At 71.3% G+C, this 17205-nt stretch carries 17 protein-coding genes, 1 pseudogene and 1 riboswitch; of the genes and pseudogenes, 12 read left to right on the top strand and 6 right to left on the bottom strand.

The window, feature by feature from the left end; genetic code table 11:
- Positions 1-321: 321 nt before the first annotated feature.
- Positions 322-571, top strand: a pseudogene (locus AB0I54_RS01275) (alpha/beta hydrolase); the annotation flags it as partial.
- Positions 572-622: 51 nt separating this feature from the next.
- Here AB0I54_RS01275 and AB0I54_RS01280 read toward each other — a convergent pair.
- A complete protein-coding gene (locus AB0I54_RS01280) occupies positions 623-1126 on the bottom strand; it encodes a carboxymuconolactone decarboxylase family protein (RefSeq protein WP_363293774.1) in 504 nt (167 codons plus the stop codon).
- A gap of 47 nt (positions 1127-1173) precedes the next feature.
- Between AB0I54_RS01280 and AB0I54_RS01285 the strand changes: the two genes are divergently transcribed.
- Positions 1174-2562, top strand: a complete 1389-nt coding sequence (locus tag AB0I54_RS01285; RefSeq protein ID WP_363293775.1) for a PLP-dependent aminotransferase family protein — start codon at positions 1174-1176, stop codon at positions 2560-2562.
- A gap of 31 nt (positions 2563-2593) precedes the next feature.
- On the opposite strand, the gene AB0I54_RS01290 is transcribed toward AB0I54_RS01285, so the two are convergent.
- Positions 2594-3451 carry a hypothetical protein gene (locus tag AB0I54_RS01290; RefSeq protein WP_363294342.1) on the bottom strand — a complete coding sequence of 286 codons (858 nt, stop codon included), beginning with the start codon at positions 3449-3451 and terminating at the stop codon, positions 2594-2596.
- Between the two features lie 146 nt (positions 3452-3597).
- Here AB0I54_RS01290 and AB0I54_RS01295 point away from each other — a divergent pair, with 146 nt between their 5' ends.
- Positions 3598-3963 (top strand): hypothetical protein, encoded by a 366-nt coding sequence (locus AB0I54_RS01295; RefSeq protein ID WP_363293776.1) that lies wholly within the window; start codon positions 3598-3600, stop codon positions 3961-3963.
- A 14-nt stretch (positions 3964-3977) separates the two neighbouring features.
- Positions 3978-5171: a glutathionylspermidine synthase family protein gene (locus tag AB0I54_RS01300; RefSeq protein ID WP_363293777.1), complete on the top strand. Its 1194-nt coding sequence runs from the start codon at positions 3978-3980 to the stop codon at positions 5169-5171.
- Positions 5172-5472: 301 nt separating this feature from the next.
- Here AB0I54_RS01300 and rocD read toward each other — a convergent pair whose 3' ends face one another.
- Complete coding sequence (gene rocD, locus AB0I54_RS01305) at positions 5473-6678, bottom strand: ornithine--oxo-acid transaminase (RefSeq protein WP_363293778.1); 1206 nt, start codon at positions 6676-6678, stop codon at positions 5473-5475.
- A 100-nt stretch (positions 6679-6778) separates the two neighbouring features.
- A riboswitch (ZMP/ZTP riboswitch) is annotated at positions 6779-6868 on the top strand.
- Positions 6869-6899: 31 nt separating this feature from the next.
- On the opposite strand from rocD, the gene AB0I54_RS01310 reads away from it, so the two are divergent.
- The 3 genes from AB0I54_RS01310 (at position 6900) to AB0I54_RS01320 (ending at position 10214) form a co-directional block, all read left to right on the top strand.
- Positions 6900-8363 carry a glycine hydroxymethyltransferase gene (locus AB0I54_RS01310; RefSeq protein WP_363293779.1) on the top strand — a complete coding sequence of 488 codons (1464 nt, stop codon included), beginning with the start codon at positions 6900-6902 and terminating at the stop codon, positions 8361-8363.
- A 79-nt stretch (positions 8364-8442) separates the two neighbouring features.
- Positions 8443-9456, top strand: a complete 1014-nt coding sequence (gene trpS, locus AB0I54_RS01315) for a tryptophan--tRNA ligase (RefSeq protein WP_363293780.1) — start codon at positions 8443-8445, stop codon at positions 9454-9456.
- 173 nt (positions 9457-9629) lie between these two features.
- On the top strand, positions 9630-10214 hold the full coding sequence (locus AB0I54_RS01320) for a 2'-5' RNA ligase family protein (RefSeq protein ID WP_363293781.1): 585 nt from the start codon (positions 9630-9632) through the stop codon (positions 10212-10214).
- Between the two features lie 358 nt (positions 10215-10572).
- On the opposite strand, the gene AB0I54_RS01325 is transcribed toward AB0I54_RS01320, so the two are convergent.
- Entirely contained in the window at positions 10573-11328 is a 756-nt protein-coding gene (locus AB0I54_RS01325) for a decaprenylphospho-beta-D-erythro-pentofuranosid-2-ulose 2-reductase (RefSeq protein ID WP_363293782.1), read from the bottom strand.
- 47 nt (positions 11329-11375) lie between these two features.
- The gene (locus AB0I54_RS01330) at positions 11376-12731 is read right to left on the bottom strand and encodes an FAD-binding oxidoreductase (RefSeq protein ID WP_363293783.1); all 1356 of its coding nucleotides are present in this window, start codon (positions 12729-12731) and stop codon (positions 11376-11378) included.
- A 134-nt stretch (positions 12732-12865) separates the two neighbouring features.
- On the opposite strand from AB0I54_RS01330, the gene AB0I54_RS01335 reads away from it, so the two are divergent.
- From AB0I54_RS01335 to AB0I54_RS01350, 4 genes are read left to right on the top strand one after another with little or no spacing between them, the layout of a single operon-like run.
- A complete protein-coding gene (locus tag AB0I54_RS01335) occupies positions 12866-13375 on the top strand; it encodes a phosphatase PAP2 family protein (RefSeq protein ID WP_363293784.1) in 510 nt (169 codons plus the stop codon).
- Positions 13368-14330 (top strand): decaprenyl-phosphate phosphoribosyltransferase, encoded by a 963-nt coding sequence (locus AB0I54_RS01340; protein WP_363293785.1) that lies wholly within the window; start codon positions 13368-13370, stop codon positions 14328-14330. Before AB0I54_RS01335 ends, AB0I54_RS01340 begins: the two co-directional genes overlap by 8 nt.
- Positions 14327-14755, top strand: coding sequence for a GtrA family protein (locus tag AB0I54_RS01345; RefSeq protein WP_363293786.1), 429 nt, complete (start codon positions 14327-14329; stop codon positions 14753-14755). The genes AB0I54_RS01340 and AB0I54_RS01345 overlap by 4 nt, the downstream gene beginning before the upstream one ends.
- The gene (locus tag AB0I54_RS01350) at positions 14743-15654 is read left to right on the top strand and encodes a YihY/virulence factor BrkB family protein (protein WP_363293787.1); all 912 of its coding nucleotides are present in this window, start codon (positions 14743-14745) and stop codon (positions 15652-15654) included. Before AB0I54_RS01345 ends, AB0I54_RS01350 begins: the two co-directional genes overlap by 13 nt.
- On the opposite strand, the gene AB0I54_RS01355 is transcribed toward AB0I54_RS01350, so the two are convergent.
- Positions 15599-16873: a D-alanyl-D-alanine carboxypeptidase gene (locus AB0I54_RS01355; protein ID WP_363293788.1), complete on the bottom strand. Its 1275-nt coding sequence runs from the start codon at positions 16871-16873 to the stop codon at positions 15599-15601. The two genes, AB0I54_RS01350 and AB0I54_RS01355, sit on opposite strands and share 56 nt — an antisense overlap.
- A 91-nt stretch (positions 16874-16964) precedes the next feature.
- Between AB0I54_RS01355 and AB0I54_RS01360 the strand changes: the two genes are divergently transcribed.
- Complete coding sequence (locus AB0I54_RS01360; protein WP_316747584.1) at positions 16965-17204, top strand: SCO4848 family membrane protein; 240 nt, start codon at positions 16965-16967, stop codon at positions 17202-17204.
- The last annotated feature ends 1 nt before the right edge of the window (position 17205 follow it).

Here is a 17205-nt window from a genome sequence, read left to right on the forward strand (position 1 = left end):
CCGCCAGCCCGGCCAGCACTGCCAACGCCACGGCGGAGGTGGTCACAAAACCTGAACTGCGTGATCTGGCCAGGCGGGACCATGGTGTGGAACGCAAAGAGGCATCCTTGTCTTCGTCAAGGGGGATGCGTGCCGGGAGCAGCCCAGAAGCCGTACGAACGGGTACGGCGGCATGACGAAGCGAACTTTCCCCGTGAGCGACGGTGTTCCCCCGGTCGCTGATACATGTGCACGGACGCGGGCAGGTCAAGCCCGGTCATGCGCAGACACCTTATGCGCACGTCATGCACACGTAAAGTCCCCAATTGACAGTCGAGTCGGGTCATCCTCGTCGCGCACAGCCGCGGCGGCATCATTCGACCGCCGCGGCCAACGCGAGGCCGGACCTGATCGACCGCACCGTGTGCGTCTCGGCCTGGTGCCCGGTCGGTCTGGATGCCGGCGACCACTACGCGGAGCCGGAGACGGCGACGCTCGCCGGAAATCCCGCCGAACTCGGCCTGCCGCGCGTCAACTTCCGCACCGCGGACCGGCGTCTCTCGGCGCGTTCAAGGCGGCTTTTCTGGCCGAGGGCGGCCCTGGGCAATTACCGGTCTTGCTCAGCACCTTCCAGGCCGATGCCTCAGCCCTGCTGCCCCGGCTGATAGTGCCCCGGTGTCATCCGGGTGCTCACGCCGAAGCGGTTCCAGGCGTTGATCATCATGATCGCGGCGATCAGGTGGGACAGCTCCGCGTCGTCGAAGTGCTTGGCGGCGTGGTCGTACACCTCGTCCGGGACGAAGCCGTCGGTGAGGACCGTGATCGCCTCGGTCAGTTCGATCGCGGCCAGCTCGCGTTCCGTGTAGAAGTGCCGCGACTCCTCCCACGCGCTCAGCTGCACGATCCGCTCGACGCTCTCGCCGGCCGCCAGCGCGTCCTTGGTGTGCATGTCGAGGCAGAACGCGCAGTGGTTGAGCTGCGAGGCGCGGATCTTCACCAACTCGTACAGCTTGGGGTCGTCCAGGCCCCGGCGGACGGCGGTCTCCAGGTGGATCATCGCCTTGTACACGCCCGGGGCGTGCTCGGCCCACTGCAGGCGGGGGGCGATCTCCGCGGCGTACTGGGTGTCAGTCGGTTCGTTGGTCATGCCTTCGACTCTATGGAGCAGGCGGCCCAGGGGTATGGTCCATTTCCATGGGGAGACCTTGGGCCACTTTCGGGGTTGATCTGCATCTGGAGCCCTCCGGCGCGGGTGGGCTTCGCCGTGGGCTGACCGACGCACTGCGGGACGCCGTGCGCGGCGGACGGCTCGCCCCGGGCACCCGGCTGCCCTCCTCCCGGACCCTCGCGGCCGACCTCGGCATCGCCCGGAACACCGTCGCCGAGGCATACGGCGACCTGGTCGCGGAGGGCTGGCTCACCGCACGGCAGGGATCGGGGACCCGGGTCGCCGAGCGGGCCGTCGTACCGCCCAGCGATACGGCTCCGCGGCCCCGCGCCCCCGGCCGGCCCACCCACAATCTGGTCCCCGGTACCCCCGACCTCGCCTCCTTCCCCCGCACCGAGTGGCTCAGGGCGGCCCGCCGCGCCCTCACCGCCGCCCCCTCCGACGCCCTCGGCTACGGCGACCCGCGCGGCCGCCCCGAACTGCGCACCGCCCTGGCCGGCTACCTCTCCCGCGCCCGGGGCGTGCGCGCCGCTCCCGACGGCATCCTGGTGTGCGGGGGTTTCTCCCACGGGCTGAGGATCCTCGGCACGGTGCTGCGGGCGCGCGGCGCACACACGGTGGCGGTCGAGTCGTACGGCCTCTTCGTCCACTGGGACCTGCTCGCGGCCGCCGGACTGACCACCAGGCCCCTGCCCTACGACGCACGCGCCACGGACACCCGCGCCCTGCCGGACGCCGCGGCGGTGCTGCTCACCCCCGCCCACCAGTTCCCGATGGGCACACCCCTGCGCGCCGACCGGCGGGCGGCCGTCGTGGACTGGGCGCGGCGCACCGGGGGGCTGGTCCTGGAGGACGACTACGACGGCGAGTTCCGCTACGACCGCCAGCCGGTCGGCGCGCTCCAGGGCCTGGACCCGGACCACGTGGTGTACCTGGGCACCGCCAGCAAGTCCCTCGCCCCCGGCCTGCGGCTGGCCTGGATGGTGCTGCCGCCGTCCCTCATGGAGGAGTGCGTGGCGGTCAAGGGCCTGGCCGACACCTGCGGGGTGCTGGACCAGCTGACCCTGGCGGAGTTCATCGGCTCCGGGGCGTACGACCGTCATGTGCGCTCCGCCCGGCTGCGCTACCGGCGCCGCCGGGACGCCCTCGTCGCGGCCATCGCCGCCCGCGCGCCCGAGGTCCGGGTCACCGGTATCGCGGCCGGTCTGCACGCCGTGCTGCGCCTGCCGCCCGGCACCGAGCCGTCGGTCGTGCAGGCGGCCGCCTGGCAGGGCCTCGCCCTGCACGGCCTCGCCTTCTACCGCCACGCCCAGGCCACGACGGAGCCACTGGACGCCCTGGTCGTCGGCTACGGGACACCGTCGGACCATGCGTGGGCGGGGGCGCTGGAGGCGTTGTGCCGGGTGCTGCCGTGATGCGTCAGGTTGTCCGTGATGCGTCAGGGAGTCAGGAGCGCGGCCGGGTCGGCTCGGTGACCGGGGCGGTGTCCGCCGTCGGGGCCTCGCCGAAGCGCGCCAGCAGCAGCGCTCCCGCCACCGCCACCACGAAGCCCAGCACCGCCAGCCAGGTCAGCCCCTCCCGCGTACGGTCCCCGAGCCACACCACCCCCACCGCGGCCGGGCCGATCGTCTCCCCGATCACTATCCCGGCGGTGGCCGTCGTCGGCGAACCGCGCTGCAGGGCCGACGTCAGCAGCAGGAACGCGGCGCCGCCGCCGAGGAGCAGGGCATAGGTCGCGGGGTTGGTGAGCAGGTCGTACGGCTTCAGCGAGTCGATCAGCCGCACCGACACCTCCACCACCCCGAACCCGAACCCGGCCCCCAGCCCCAGCAACAACGCCCGCCCGCGCCCCGGCAGCCGCCCGCCGACCGTCCCGAGCAGCAGCACCCCCACCGCCGTCCCGAGCATCGCGTACTTCAGCGCCGCCGAGCCGGACCGGTCCCCCTCGGTTCCGGACGCCAGCCCCAGCATCGCCAGCCCGGCGCACACCACCGCGACCGCGCCCCACTCCACCCCGCTCAGCCGCACCCGCAGCAGCCGCGCCGCGACCACCGCCGTCACCGCGAGGCTGGACGCGAGGGCCGCGCCCACCGCGTAGATGGGGATCGACCGCAGCGCCGCGATCTGCAGCAGGAAGCCGAGCCCGTCCAGCGCGAGCCCGGCCAGATACCGCCACTGCCGCAGCGCCCGGAGCAGCAGCGCCGCGTCCCCGCCCCCACCTGCGTCGGCGGCCTCTCGCGCGGCCATCGCCTGCAACACCGTCGCCGTACCGAAGCAGACCGCCGCGCCAAGGGCGCACAGCATTCCAAAGAGCACAAAGCGACTGTAGGGGAGCGGAAAAACCCGGGGGTCCCTGGGGTGGCGCTCTTACCGATCTTTAAGCTGACGGGACAGCGACAAGAAATCAGCCGACGAGCGACAAGAAATCAGCCGACGGGGGACACACGAACATGGCCAGCACACGCAGGCAACTGCGCTCAGGAACCGTCGTCCTCGGCGGCATGGGTCTCCTCGCGGCGGCCCTCACCGCCTGCTCGTCCGAACCGGACAAGCGCTGCGTCGACCGCGACAGCTACCAGCTCGCCAAGGGCTACAAGGTCGTCGCCGACAAGAACTGCAAGTCCACCAAGGTCACCAAGGTCTCCGTCAACGGCGCCTGGTACTACGGCGGCAAGAAGAAGAACGGCTGGGTCGACGGCGGCTCCTTCACCAGGCCGAGCAAGGGCTCGGGTGGCGGCTCCACGGACGACGACAGCCACCACAGCGGGGTCCACCGCGGCGGCTTCGGCAGCGGCAAGGGCAGCTCCGGCGGCTGAACGGGACACGCGAGATGGAACGCCGCACGATCGAACCGCGCCCCGGCTGGCAGCGGACCGTCGAGGAACAGGGGCTGATCTACCCGCTCACCCGCCACCCCGACGGCTCGCTGCGCCCGTACTGGGACGAGAGCGCGTACTACGCCTTCACGCTCGACGAGGTCGAGGCGCTGGAGGAGACCGTCGAGGAACTGCACCGCATGTGCCTGGTGGCCGCCGAGCACATCGTGGCGAAGGACCGCCTCGCCGACCTCGGCATCACCGACCCGCGTATCGCGCGGGCGGTCACCGAGGCCTGGCGGCGGCGCGCCGAACTCCCCTCCGTCTACGGCCGCTTCGACCTCCGCTACGACGGCACGGGCCCGGCAAAGCTCCTGGAGTACAACGCGGACACCCCCACCTCCCTGGTGGAGGCCGCCTCACCCCAGTGGTTCTGGATGGAGGACCGCTTCCCCGGCGCCGACCAGTGGAACTCCCTCCACGAACGCCTCGTCGCCGCCTGGAAGAAGCAGGCCGCGCTCCTCCCGCCCGGCAGCCCCCTGTACTTCGCGCACTCCTCCGACGACGAGCTGGGCGAGGACCTGATGACCGTCGCCTATCTGAAGGAGACCGCGCAGCAGGCCGGCCTGGACACCGACTGGATCTCCATGGAGGAGATCGGCTGGGACCCGCTCTCCGGCCGCTTCGTCGACAACCGGCTCCGCTTCATCCGCAGCTGCTTCAAGCTCTACCCCTGGGAGTGGCTCACCACCGATGCCTTCGCCGGCCATGTCCTCGACACCCTCGACAACGGCGGCGGCACCGGCAGCACCCTGTGGATCGAGCCCGCCTGGAAGATGCTGCTGAGCAACAAGGCCCTCCTGGCGATCCTCTGGGAGCTGTACCCCGGCCACCCCAACCTCCTGCCCTCCTACCTCGACGGCCCGCGCGAGCTCGCCGCGACCACCGGCTACGTCGCCAAACCCCTCCTGGGCCGGGAGGGCGCCGGCGTGACCGTCCACCGGCCCGGCACGGAGCCCGTCCCGCGCGAGGAGCCCTGCTGCTACCAGCAGCTGGCCCCGCTCCCCGCCTTCGACGGCAACCACGTCGTCCTCGGCGCCTGGGTCGTCGAGGACGAGTCGGCCGGGCTGGGCATCCGCGAGTCCTCGGGCCTGATCACGGACGAGTACGCCCGCTTCCTGCCCCATGTGATCCTCCAGGACGCCTGAACAGCGCCTGGGCCTGTCCGGCGGATCATGCCGCAGACGCGGGGCCTGGCACGCCCTCACCCAAGCTCTTCGAGCAGGGGGACCCCCAGGCGTTGTCGTCGGTTGCCGACTCCCCCAAGTTCTACGACTGCGCTCGAGCAGGGGGGACCCCCATCGCGTCGACGCCCTCCTCCGCCTTGCAGCTGGACGCTCCCCCAAGCTCTCGGCTTCGCTCGACCAGGGGGCACCCCCATGACCCCGCTCACCTGGGCTGATTCGGCGCAGCTGCTTTCCTGCGACTTGATCCGCCGGACAGGCCCTACTAGACACCCAGCACGCCGCGGAGCTGGTCCAGGCCCCAGTCCAGGTCCTCCTTGCTGATCACCAGCGGTGGGGCGATCCGGATCGTCGAGCCGTGGGTGTCCTTCACCAGGACACCCCGGTCCATGAGCTGCTCCGACACCTGTCGTCCCGTCCCCACCCGCCGGGCGATGTCGACCCCGGCCCACAGCCCGCGCCCCCGTACCTGGGTGACCGTGCCGGTGCCGGGCAGCGCGCCCAGCTCGCGGTGCAGATGCGCGCCGAGCTCCGCGGACCGCGCCTGGTACTCGCCGGTCCGCAGCATCGCGATCACCTCCAGCGCCACCGCACAGGCCAGCGGATTCCCGCCGAACGTGGACCCGTGCTCGCCCGGCCGGAACACCCCCAGCACCTCCGCGCTCGACACCACCGCCGACACCGGCAGGATCCCGCCGCCCAGCGCCTTCCCGAGCACGTACATGTCCGGTACGACGCCCTCGTGCTCGCAGGCGAAGGTCCGCCCGGTCCGGCCGAGGCCCGACTGGATCTCGTCCGCGATGAACAGCACGTTCCGTTCCCGTGTCAGCTCCCGCACCGCCGGCAGATAGCCCTCCGGCGGCACGATCACCCCCGTCTCGCCCTGGATCGGCTCCAGCAGCACCGCGGCCGTGTTCTCGGTGAGCGCCTCCCGCATCGCGGTCAGGTCGCCGTACGGCACGATCTCGAAGCCCGGCGTATACGGCCCGAAGTCCGCCCGTGCCTCCGGGTCCGTGGAGAAGCTGATCACGGTCGTCGTACGGCCGTGGAAGTTGCCGCCCGCGACCACGATCTTCGCCATCTCCGCGGGCACCCCCTTGACCCGGTAGCCCCACTTCCGGGCCGTCTTCACCGCGGTCTCCACGGCTTCCACGCCCGTGTTCATCGGCAGCACCATGTCCATGCCACACAGTTGGGCCAGCTCGGTGCAGAACGCGGCGAACCGGTCGTGGTGGAACGCCCGGGACGTCAGCGTCACCCGCTCCAGCTGCGCCTTGGCCGCCGCCACCAGCCGCGGGTGCCCGTGCCCGAAGTTCAGCGCCGAGTACCCGGCCAGCAGATCGAGATACCGCCTCCCCTCGACATCCGTCATCCAGGCGCCGTCCGCGGTGGCCACGACCACCGGCAGCGGGTGGTAGTTGTGCGCACTGTGGGCGTCCGCGGCGGCGATGAGCGTCTCCGTAGCGTTCACGGGATCTCCAGAGGGCCAGAGAGTCGGGTTCGTCCCTTTCTTATCCTCGCTCGCATGGTGGACGTGGGACCTGCCGAATCCGACGCGCCCGGTAGGCTGACCAGCGGGCCGTAACTGGCGCGCTGGGATGGGACGGACCATCGGGGAGCGGCCCGAGAGGGAAACAGTGCCGTGCGCCTGGGCCGAGCCGAGTACGCCGAATGTCACGTCCGGAGGTCCCGATGCCCGAGAATTCCGCCAGCCCCGCGTCTCTCTCCACCGAGTCGAAGGCCTTCCGAGCCGCCCTCGACGTGATCCGCGCCGTCGAGCCGCGCGTCGCCGACGCCATCGGGCAGGAGGTCGCCGACCAGCGCGAGATGCTCAAGCTGATCGCCTCCGAGAACTACGCCTCCCCGGCCACCCTGCTCGCCATGGGCAACTGGTTCAGCGACAAGTACGCCGAGGGCACCGTCGGCCGCCGCTTCTACGCCGGCTGCCGCAATGTCGACACCGTCGAGTCCCTCGCTGCCGAGCACGCCAAGGAGCTGTTCGGCGCCCGCCACGCCTACGTCCAGCCGCACTCCGGCATCGACGCCAACCTCGTCGCCTTCTGGGCCGTCCTCGCCCAGCGCGTCGAGGCCCCCGCCCTGGAGAAGGCCGGCGTCCGCCAGGTCAACGAGCTCTCCGAGGCCGACTGGGCCGAGCTGCGCCAGGCCTTCGGCAACCAGCGCATGCTCGGTATGTCCCTGGACGCCGGCGGCCACCTCACCCACGGCTTCCGCCCGAACATCTCCGGCAAGATGTTCGACCAGCGCTCCTACGGCACCGACCCGGCCACGGGCCTGATCGACTACGAGGCGCTGCGCGCGTCGGCCCGTGAGTTCAAGCCCCTGATCATCGTGGCGGGCTACTCGGCCTACCCCCGCCTGGTGAACTTCCGGATCATGCGTGAGATCGCCGACGAGGTCGGCGCGACCCTCATGGTCGACATGGCCCACTTCGCGGGCCTGGTCGCGGGCAAGGTCCTGACCGGCGACTTCGACCCGGTCCCGCACGCCCAGATCGTGACCACGACCACCCACAAGTCCCTGCGCGGCCCGCGCGGCGGCATGGTCCTGTGCGACGACTCCCTCAAGGACCAGGTCGACCGCGGCTGCCCGATGGTCCTCGGCGGCCCGCTCCCGCACGTCATGGCCGCCAAGGCCGTCGCCTTCGCCGAGGCCCGGCAGCCCGCGTTCCAGGACTACGCCCAGCGCATCGTCGACAACTCCCGGGCGCTGGCCGAGGGCCTGATGCGCCGGGGCGCGACCCTGGTGACCGGCGGCACGGACAACCACCTCAACCTGATCGACGTGGCCACCTCCTACGGCCTCACCGGCCGCCAGGCCGAGGCCGCGCTCCTGGAGTCCGGCATCGTCACCAACCGCAACGCGATCCCGGCCGACCCCAACGGCGCCTGGTACACCTCGGGCATCCGCATCGGCACCCCGGCGCTGACCACGCGCGGCCTGGGCACGGCCGAGATGGACGAGGTGGCCGGCCTGATCGACCGGGTCCTGACGACGACGGAGCCGGGCACCACCAAGTCGGGCGCCCCGTCCAAGGCGGCCCACGTCCTGGACGCGAAGACCGCGGAGGAGATCGCCCAGCGGGCGACGGACCTCGTGGCGGGCTTCCCGCTGTACCCCGAGATCGACCTCGGCTGACCCCGGGCACCCCGGGCGGCCCCCGCGGCTGCCCGGGACCCGTTCCGGGTGGCGGCCGCGCTCTGAGAGAATGATGAGCATGGCCTCTGACAGTCCCCGCGTGCTCTCCGGAATCCAGCCCACGGCCGGATCGTTCCACCTCGGCAACTACCTCGGTGCCGTCCGCCAGTGGGTGGCCCTGCAGGAGACCCACGACGCGTTCTACATGGTCGTCGACCTGCACGCGATCACGGTCCCGCAGGACCCCGCGGAGCTGCGCGCCAACACCCGGCTGGCCGCCGCCCAGCTCCTCGCGGCCGGCCTCGACCCGGACCGCTGCACGCTCTTCGTCCAGAGCCATGTGCCCGAGCACGCCCAGCTCGCCTGGGTCATGAACTGCCTCACCGGCTTCGGCGAGGCCTCCCGCATGACCCAGTTCAAGGACAAGGCCGCCAGGCAGGGCGCCGACCGCGCCTCCGTCGGCCTGTTCACCTACCCGGTCCTCCAGGTCGCGGACATCCTGCTGTACCAGGCCAACGAGGTCCCGGTCGGCGAGGACCAGCGCCAGCACGTCGAGCTCACCCGCGACCTCGCCGAGCGCTTCAACGGCCGCTTCGGCCAGACCTTCACCGTCCCGAAGCCGTACATCCTCAGGGAGACGGCGAAGATCTACGACCTCCAGGACCCGTCGATCAAGATGAGCAAGTCGGCGTCCACGCCGAAGGGCCTCATCAACCTCCTGGACGACCCGAAGATCACCGCGAAGAAGGTCAAGAGCGCCGTCACCGACACGGACACCGTGGTCCGCTTCGACGCCGAGAACAAGCCGGGCGTGAGCAATCTGCTCACGATCTATTCGACGCTCACGGGCGCGGGTGTCGCCGAACTTGAACAGAAGTACGAGGGCAAGGGCTACGGTGCGCTCAAGACCGACCTCGCCGAGGTGATGGTCGAGTTCGTGACCCCGTTCCGGGAGCGCACCCAGCAGTATCTGGACGACCCCGAGACGCTCGACTCGATCCTGGCCAAGGGCGCGGAGAAGGCGCGGGCCGTCGCCGCGGAGACCCTCTCCCAGGCGTACGACCGCGTGGGCTTCCTGCCGGCCAAGCACTGAGGCGTACGACCGCACGTACGTGCGTCGGGCAGAGCGCTGTACATCACTCCGGCTGCGCCTGCCCACAGCACAGCCGTGGCCTTACAGTCGATAGCCGGACGGCTGAGTACGAACCAGACACCTCACTCGACAGCGCATCCGGCAGCGCACCGGACACGACGACAGGAGACGACGTGGGGACCGTAACGATCGGCGTGTCGATCGCGGTCCCGGAGCCTGACGGCAGCCTGCTCCAGGAGCGGCGCGCGGGCTTCGGCGACCCCGCGGCTCACGGCATCCCCACCCATGTCACCCTGCTGCCGCCGACGGAGCTCGACGCGACCCGGCTGTCGGCCGTCGAGGCGTATCTGACCGAGGTCGCCGCGGCCGGCCGCCCCTTCCCGATGCGGCTGTCCGGCACCGGCACGTTCCGGCCGCTGTCGCCGGTGGTGTACGTGAAGGTCGTCCAGGGCGCGGAGGCCTGCGCCCGGCTGCAGAAGCGGGTCCGGGACGCCTCCGGTCCCGTGGCGCGCGAGCTGCAGTTCCCGTACCACCCGCACGTCACGGTGGCGCACGGCATCGACGACGCGGCGATGGACCGCGCCTTCGAGGAACTCGCCGACTACGACGCCGAGTGGCCCTGCACGGGCTTCGCGCTCTACGAACAGGGCCCCGACGGCGTGTGGCGCAAGCTCCGGGAGTTCACCTTCGGCGGCTCGGTGGTACCCCCGCAGGGGGGCCACGCGGACGCGGAACGCGGCACGATCGCCAGCCGTTGAGGCTCCGCGGATCTGCGGGAGTGGGCCGTCGGTTGGCTGTGGCGCCGTCGTGGCTTTTCGCGCAGTTCCCCGCGCCCCTTTGGGGGCGCGTTTCGTGGCGGGGATGATCGGCGCGGCGTCCTGGGCGCCCGGGATTCGGGCGGCGGGCGCCTGGCTGGTGGCGGCGGGGTGGGTCGTCGGTTGTCTGCGGCGCCGTTGTGGCTTTTCGCGCAGTTCCCCGCGCCCCTTTGGGGCGCGTGCCGCGGGCCGAGCTGATCGGGTGCGGCGTCCTGGGCGCCCGGACTCGGTTTTCTGCGGCGCCCTCGTGGCTGGTCGCGCAGTTCCCCGCGCCCCTTTGGGGTGCTCGTAGCGGGCTCTGCTAGATCGGCAGGCGGCGGAACACCGCGCGTGGTGCGTGGCGTAGGGCCGACATGATCAGGCGGAGCATTCCCGGTACCCACACCGTCTCCGTGCGTCGTCGCAGGCCCAGCTCGATGGCCGTGGCGACCTCCTCCGGTGTGGTGGACAGCGGTGCCTCTTCGAGACCGGCCGTCATCCTGGAGCGTACGAAGCCGGGGCGTACGACCATGACGTGGACGCCGGTGCCGTGCAGCGCGTCGCCGAGACCCTGGGTGAAGGCGTCGAGGCCGGCCTTGCTGGAGCCGTAGATGAAGTTCGAGCGGCGGGCGCGCTCACCGGCGACCGAGGACAGCACCACCAAGGAGCCGTGCCCCTGGGACTGGAGGGCCCGCGCGCACACCAGGCCCGCCGACACCGCGCCCGTGTAGTTGGTCTGGGCGACGCGCACGGCGTTCATCGGCTCCCGCTCGTCGCGCGCCTGGTCGCCGAGGATGCCGAAGGCGAGCAGCACCATGTCGATGTCGCCCTCGGCGAAGACCTTGCCGAGCACACTCTCGTGGGACCCGGGGTCGAGCGCGTCGAAGGCGACGGTGCGGACGTCCGCCCCCTGGGAGCGCAGGCCCTCGGCGGCCTCCTCAAGGGTGGGAGAGGGGCGGCCCGCCAGCCACACCGTGCGGGTGCGGCGCGCGACGAGCCTGCGCACGGTCGCCAGCGCGATCTCTGACGTGCCGCCGAGGACGAGCACGGACTGGGGAATGCCGAAGGCGTCCTTCACGACAGCTCCTTGGGGCGGGTTGGGGGGCGGAACGGCTGGAGTCGGACTCAGAGGCCGAGGCGTCGGGCCAGGTCCGAGACGAAGAGCCCGCGTGGGTCCAGTTCCGTGCGCAGGGCCCGGAAGTCGGCGAGCCGGGGGTACATCGCGGCGAGCACGTCCGGGCGCAGCCGGGAGTCCTTGGCGAGATAGACGCGCCCGCCGGCCGCGGCGACCTCCTCGTCGAGTTCGTCGAGGAACGCGCCGAGGCCGGGCAGCGCGGACGGGATGTCCAGGGCGAGGGTCCAGCCGGGCACCGGGAAGGAGAGCCAGCCGGGGTCGGCGTCCCCGAAGCGCTTGAGGACGGCCAGGAAGGAGGGGCAGCGGCGCTCGGAGATACGGCGGACGATCCGGCGCAGGGCCTCCTCCTGGCCGTACCCGACGACGAACTGGTACTGGACGAAGCCGCCGCGGCCGTAGATCCGGTTCCAGTGCGGCACTCCGTCCAGGGGGTGGAAGAAGGCGGAGAGGTGTTGAAGTTCACCCCTGCGCGTGCGGGGCGCCCTGCGGTACCAGAGTTCGTTGAACAGTCCCACGGACGTACGGCCGAGCAGTCCCTCGGGGACGAGCGCGGGGGCGGCCGGGAGCTGCCGGGGGCGGAAGGACAGCGGACGGCGCCACGCGCGTGTGCCCTTGCGCAGGGCCTGCCGGGGCGCGTGTTCGCCGCGGGTGAGCACCGCGCGCCCGGTCGCCGCGCCGCGGGCCAGCAGGTCGATCCAGGCGACCGAGTAGCGGTAGCGGTGGTCGGTGGCCGTCAGACGGGCCATCAGGTCGTCGAGGTCGGTGGCGCGTTCGGTGTCGACCGACAGGTACGAGGTCTCGACCGGCAGCAGCCGCATGGTGGCCGTGAGGATCACCCCGGTCAGGCCCATGCCGCCCGCGGTCGCGTCGAACAGGGGCGTGCCGCGGCCGACCGCGTGGATCTCGCCGTCGGCCGTCAGGAGTTCGAAGGACAGCACATGGCGGCAGAAGGAGCCGGAGACATGGTGGTTCTTGCCGTGGATGTCGGCGCCGATCGCCCCGCCGACCGTGACCTGACGGGTGCCGGGCGTCACCGGCACGAACCAGCCGAGCGGCAGCAGCACCTCCATCAGCCGGTGCAGGGACACGCCCGCGTCGCACAGCACGGTGCCGCCGTCGGCGTCGATGGCGTGGATGCGGTCGAGCCCCGTCATGTCGATGACGGAACCGCCGGCGTTCTGCGCGGCGTCCCCGTACGCCCGCCCCAGTCCCCGCGCGATGCTGCCCCGGGCCCCGCAGTTCCGGACGGCGGCCACGGCTTCCTCGTAGCTCCGCGGGCGGATCAGCCGGGCGACGGTGGGGGCGGTGCGGCCCCAGCCGGTGACGGACACCGTGTCTTCGGACATGGCGGTGACCGTATCGCCCTTATATGGGCGATTGGTTATGGAACATTACGCTCATCCCCGAAATGGGTGATTAATGGTATGTCGCACAATATTGTCGTAGTGCTGGCGGCGGTCGACGTGAACAGTGAGTCCACATGGACGACTTCCACGACCTGGACCACAGAATCCTTTCTGCACTGCATGCCTGCGGCACCGCTCCGCGCGTCGCCTCCGCCGCACGCGGCCTGTCCCTCGCCGGCGAGCACGGCGCCCTGTGGCTCGGGACGGGACTCGTCGGAGCCGCCGTGGACGGCACCCGGCGCGGCTCCTGGTTGCGTGGCACAGCGCTCGTGGCGGGCGCACACCTCGCCAGCATGGGCGTGAAGCGGCTCGTGCGCCGTGCGCGCCCCTCGCACATCGAACCCCTGGTGAGCACCGCGGGCCGGCACTCCTTCCCGAGCTCCCACGCCGCCTCCTCCGCGGCCGCCGCCGTCGCCTTCGGCGCGCTGGGGACCTACGGGATCGCGCCGCTCGCCGCCGCCATGTGTCTCTCCCGCCTGGTCGTCGGCGTCCACTACCCCACGGACGTGGCCGCCGGCGCGGCGCTGGGGGCGCTCACGGCCCGGCTCGGGGCGCGCTGGATGAGGGAGAGCGCCCATGACTGAGACAGCGCCCCTGACGGAATCGGCCCTCCTGGAGCAGCGCGCCCACCACGAGCCACCCGCGCGCGTGCGCACCGCCACCGTCCTGACCGGCCTGGTGAAGACCACCCGCCCCAAGCAGTGGGTGAAGAACACCCTCGTGGCCGCCGCCCCGGCCGCCGCCGGGCAGATCTTCTCCCGGCACGCCCTCGTCCAGGTCGGCCTGGTCTTCGTCCTGTTCACCGGCTGCGCCGCCGCCGTCTACCTGATCAACGACGCCCGTGACGCCGCGGCCGACCGCGCACACCCCACCAAGTGCCGCCGCCCGGTCGCCGCCGGACAGGTCCCCGTGCCCGTCGCCTACGCCGCCGGAGGCGCCCTGGCCGTCCTCGCGCCGGCCGCCGCGGCCTGGCTGACCTCACCCGTCGTCGCGGCGCTCCTGACGGCCTACATCGGCGTACAACTGGCGTACTGCGTGAGCCTCAAGCACGTCCTGGTGGTCGACCTCGTGGTGGTCACCACCGGCTTCCTGATGAGGGCGATGATCGGCGGGGTCGCGCTCGGCATCCCGCTGTCCCGCTGGTTCCTGATCACCACCGGCTTCGGGGCGCTGTTCATGGTGTCGGCCAAGCGCTACTCCGAAGCCCTGCAGATGGCCGGAAAATCTGGCGCCACGCGCGCGTTGCTCACCGAGTACACCACCGGCTACCTCCGCTTCGTCTGGCAGCTCGCGGCCGGTGTCGCCGTCCTCGCCTACTGCATGTGGGCCCTGGAGTCGGGCGGTGTGCCGCACGCGAGCGTGCTGCCCTGGCGGCAGCTGTCGATGGTCGCCTTCATCCTCGCGATCCTCCGATATGCCGTCTTCGCCGACCGCGGCACCGCGGGCGAGCCCGAGGACGTGGTCCTGCACGACCGGGCCCTGGCCCTGATCGGAGCGGCCTGGCTGGCGATGTACGGCCTGGCCGTGGCGAATTGGTGACCCGGGCGCAGCGGGCCGAGGTGCTCGGCTTCGCCACCGTGGGTCTCCTCGCCTATGTCACCGACCTCGCCCTGTTCACCTGGCTGCGCGGCCCGGCCGCCCTCGACCCGCTCACCGCCAAGGCGCTGTCCTTCGTCGCGGGCTGCACGGTCGCCTACACCGGCAACGCGCTCGGCACCTACCGGCACACTCAGCCGCGGGGCATGCGCCCGTACGCCGTCTTCGTCGCCGTGAACATCGCGGGCGCTCTGGTCCAGCTCCTGTGCCTCGCCATCAGCCACTACGGCCTCGGCCTCACCTCGCAGCGCGCCGACACCGTCTCCGGGGCGGGAATCGGCATGGCGCTGGCCACCGTCCTGCGGTTCTGGGGTACTCGGACATGGGTGTTCCACAACGAGGGCAGAGTCGGATCATGGACTGGCTGAAGAAACTCCCCGTCATCGGGCCGCTCGTCACGCGCCTGACGGCCACGCACGCGTGGCGGTCGTACGAGCGACTGGACCGGGTGAAGTGGACCCGGCTGGCCGCCGCGATGACCTTCATCAGCTTCATCGCGCTGTTCCCGCTGCTGACCGTGGCCACCGCGATCGCCGCCGCCACCCTGAGCGACTCGCAGCAGCGGGACCTCCAGAACAAGATCGCCGACCAGGTCCCCGGCATCTCCGACCAGCTCGACATCCACGCCCTGGTCCAGAACGCCGGCACCGTCGGACTCATCGCCGGCGCCTTTCTGCTGCTGACCGGCATCGGCTGGGTCGGCCAGATGCGCGACTGCCTGCGCGCGGTGTGGGAACTGCCCGACAGCGAGGAGAACCCCCTGCTGCGCAAGGCCAAGGACGCGGGCGTCCTGGTCGGCTTCGGCGGCGCGGTCCTGACCACCCTCGCCGTCTCCACCGTCGCCTCCGCCATGGTGGGCTGGATGAGCGACCAGCTCGGCATCGGCCGCGCGAGCTGGGGCAGCGTCCTGCTGCGGACGGTCGCGTTCGCCGTCGCCGTCCTCGCCGACTTCCTGCTGCTGCTCTACGTCCTGACCCTGCTGCCCGGCGTAGAGCCGCCGCGCCGCCGCCTGCTCGTCGCGGCGCTGATCGGCGCGGTCGGCTTCGAGCTGCTGAAACTGCTGCTCAGCGGCTATATCCAGGGAGTAGCCACCAAGAGCATGTACGGCGCTTTCGGCGTCCCCGTGGCCCTGCTGCTGTGGATCAACTTCACCTCGAAACTGGTCCTGTTCTCCGCCGCCTGGACGGCGACGGAGAGCGAGGAGACGGCGCTCACGGACGGGACGACCGGCGGCGCACCAGATCCGGCAGCGGCCAGCGGCGGTTGACCAGGAACACCCCGCCCGCCAGCAGCGCCAGCAGTCCACCGGTGATCGCCAGCGCGATGCCGATGCCGCCGCCCCCGGCGGAGGCGCTCACCACCGGCTTCGAGGACCCGTTGCTCCCGCTACCGCCGGTCTTCCCGGCGGCGGCCGTGACGCTCGGCCGGGCGCTGGACTGCGCGGCGCTCTTCGGCGCCGCCAGCTCGCCCACCGGCGTGACCTTGCCGGCCGCCTTGAAGCCCCAGTCGAAGAGCTTGGCGGTCTCCTTGTAGACCTCGTTGTGCTCGTTCTTCTCCGGCTTCATGACGGTGACCAGCAGCACCCTGCCGTCGCGCTCGGCCACTCCGGTGAAGGTCGCGCCCGCGTTGGTGGTGTTGCCGTTCTTCACACCGGCGATGCCCTGGTAGACCGGGACGTCGCTGTCCCCGCTGAGCAGCCGGTTGGTGTTCTGGATCTCGAAGGTCCCGCGGACGGACTTGCCCTTCTTCTTGGTCGTCCCGCCCGGGAACGCCGCCCGCACGGTCGAGCAGTACTCGCGGAAGTCCTTCTTCTGCAGCCCCGAACGGGCGAACAGGGTCAGGTCGTACGCCGAGGAGACCTGTCCCTTCGCGTCGTAGCCGTCGGGGCTGACCACGTGCGTGTCGAGCGCCTGCAGCTCCTCGGCGTGCGCCTGCATGTCCTTCACGGTCTGCTCGACGCCGCCGTTCATCGCGGACAGCACGTGCACGGCGTCGTTGCCGGAGCGCAGGAAGACGCCGAGCCACAGGTCGTGGACCGTGTAGGTCTCGTCCTCCTTTATCCCGACCATGCTGGAACCGGCGCCGATGCCCGCCATGTCGGACGGCACCACCTTGTGCTTCGTCGACTTGGGGAACCTCGGCAGGACCGTGTCGGCGAACAGCATCTTCAGCGTGCTCGCCGGGGGCAGTCGCCAGTGCGGGTTGTGCGCGGCGAGCACCTCGCCGGACTCGGCGTCGGCGACGATCCAGGAGCGCGCGGTGAGGTCCTTGGGCAGCACGGGGACGCCACTGCCGAGGTTGACCTGGGTACCGCTCTGGCCGAGGCGGGCACCGCCGACCGTCGACATGTGCGCCGGGGGAGTGGCGGACGGGCTCGTCGAGGGGCGCGGGGCCGCGAGGGCGGCGGGCGCGGTGAGCGAAAGGGACAGCAAGGTGGCGGAAGCGAGCAGCAGGGATCGCTTACCGGTCTTCTTGGGTGCGGGCACGATCGAGAACGTACCTTCAGCGGATCTCGAAGTAACGCGCACCCTCCCACCCCGGGCGCGGATCCGGACAGCCGACGGCGATACTGGGTGCATGAAGCTCAGCCGCCCGGTCTCCTGGTTCCTGCTCGCCTTCGGGGTGTGGAGCTGGGTCATCTGGGTCACTTTCGTCAAGAATCTGATCAAGGACAGCAGCGGACTCGCCTTCGACGACGGCCACCCGACGGCCTACTTCTGGGTGCACCTGCTGCTGGCGGTCGTTTCCTTCGTATTGGGGACGGTCATCGGGGTCATCGGGTTGCGCGGACTGCGCGCACTGCGCCGGACGTCATAGC

It is taken from the genome of Streptomyces sp. NPDC050625, from assembly GCF_040654755.1.
GTDB lineage: Bacteria > Actinomycetota > Actinomycetes > Streptomycetales > Streptomycetaceae > Streptomyces.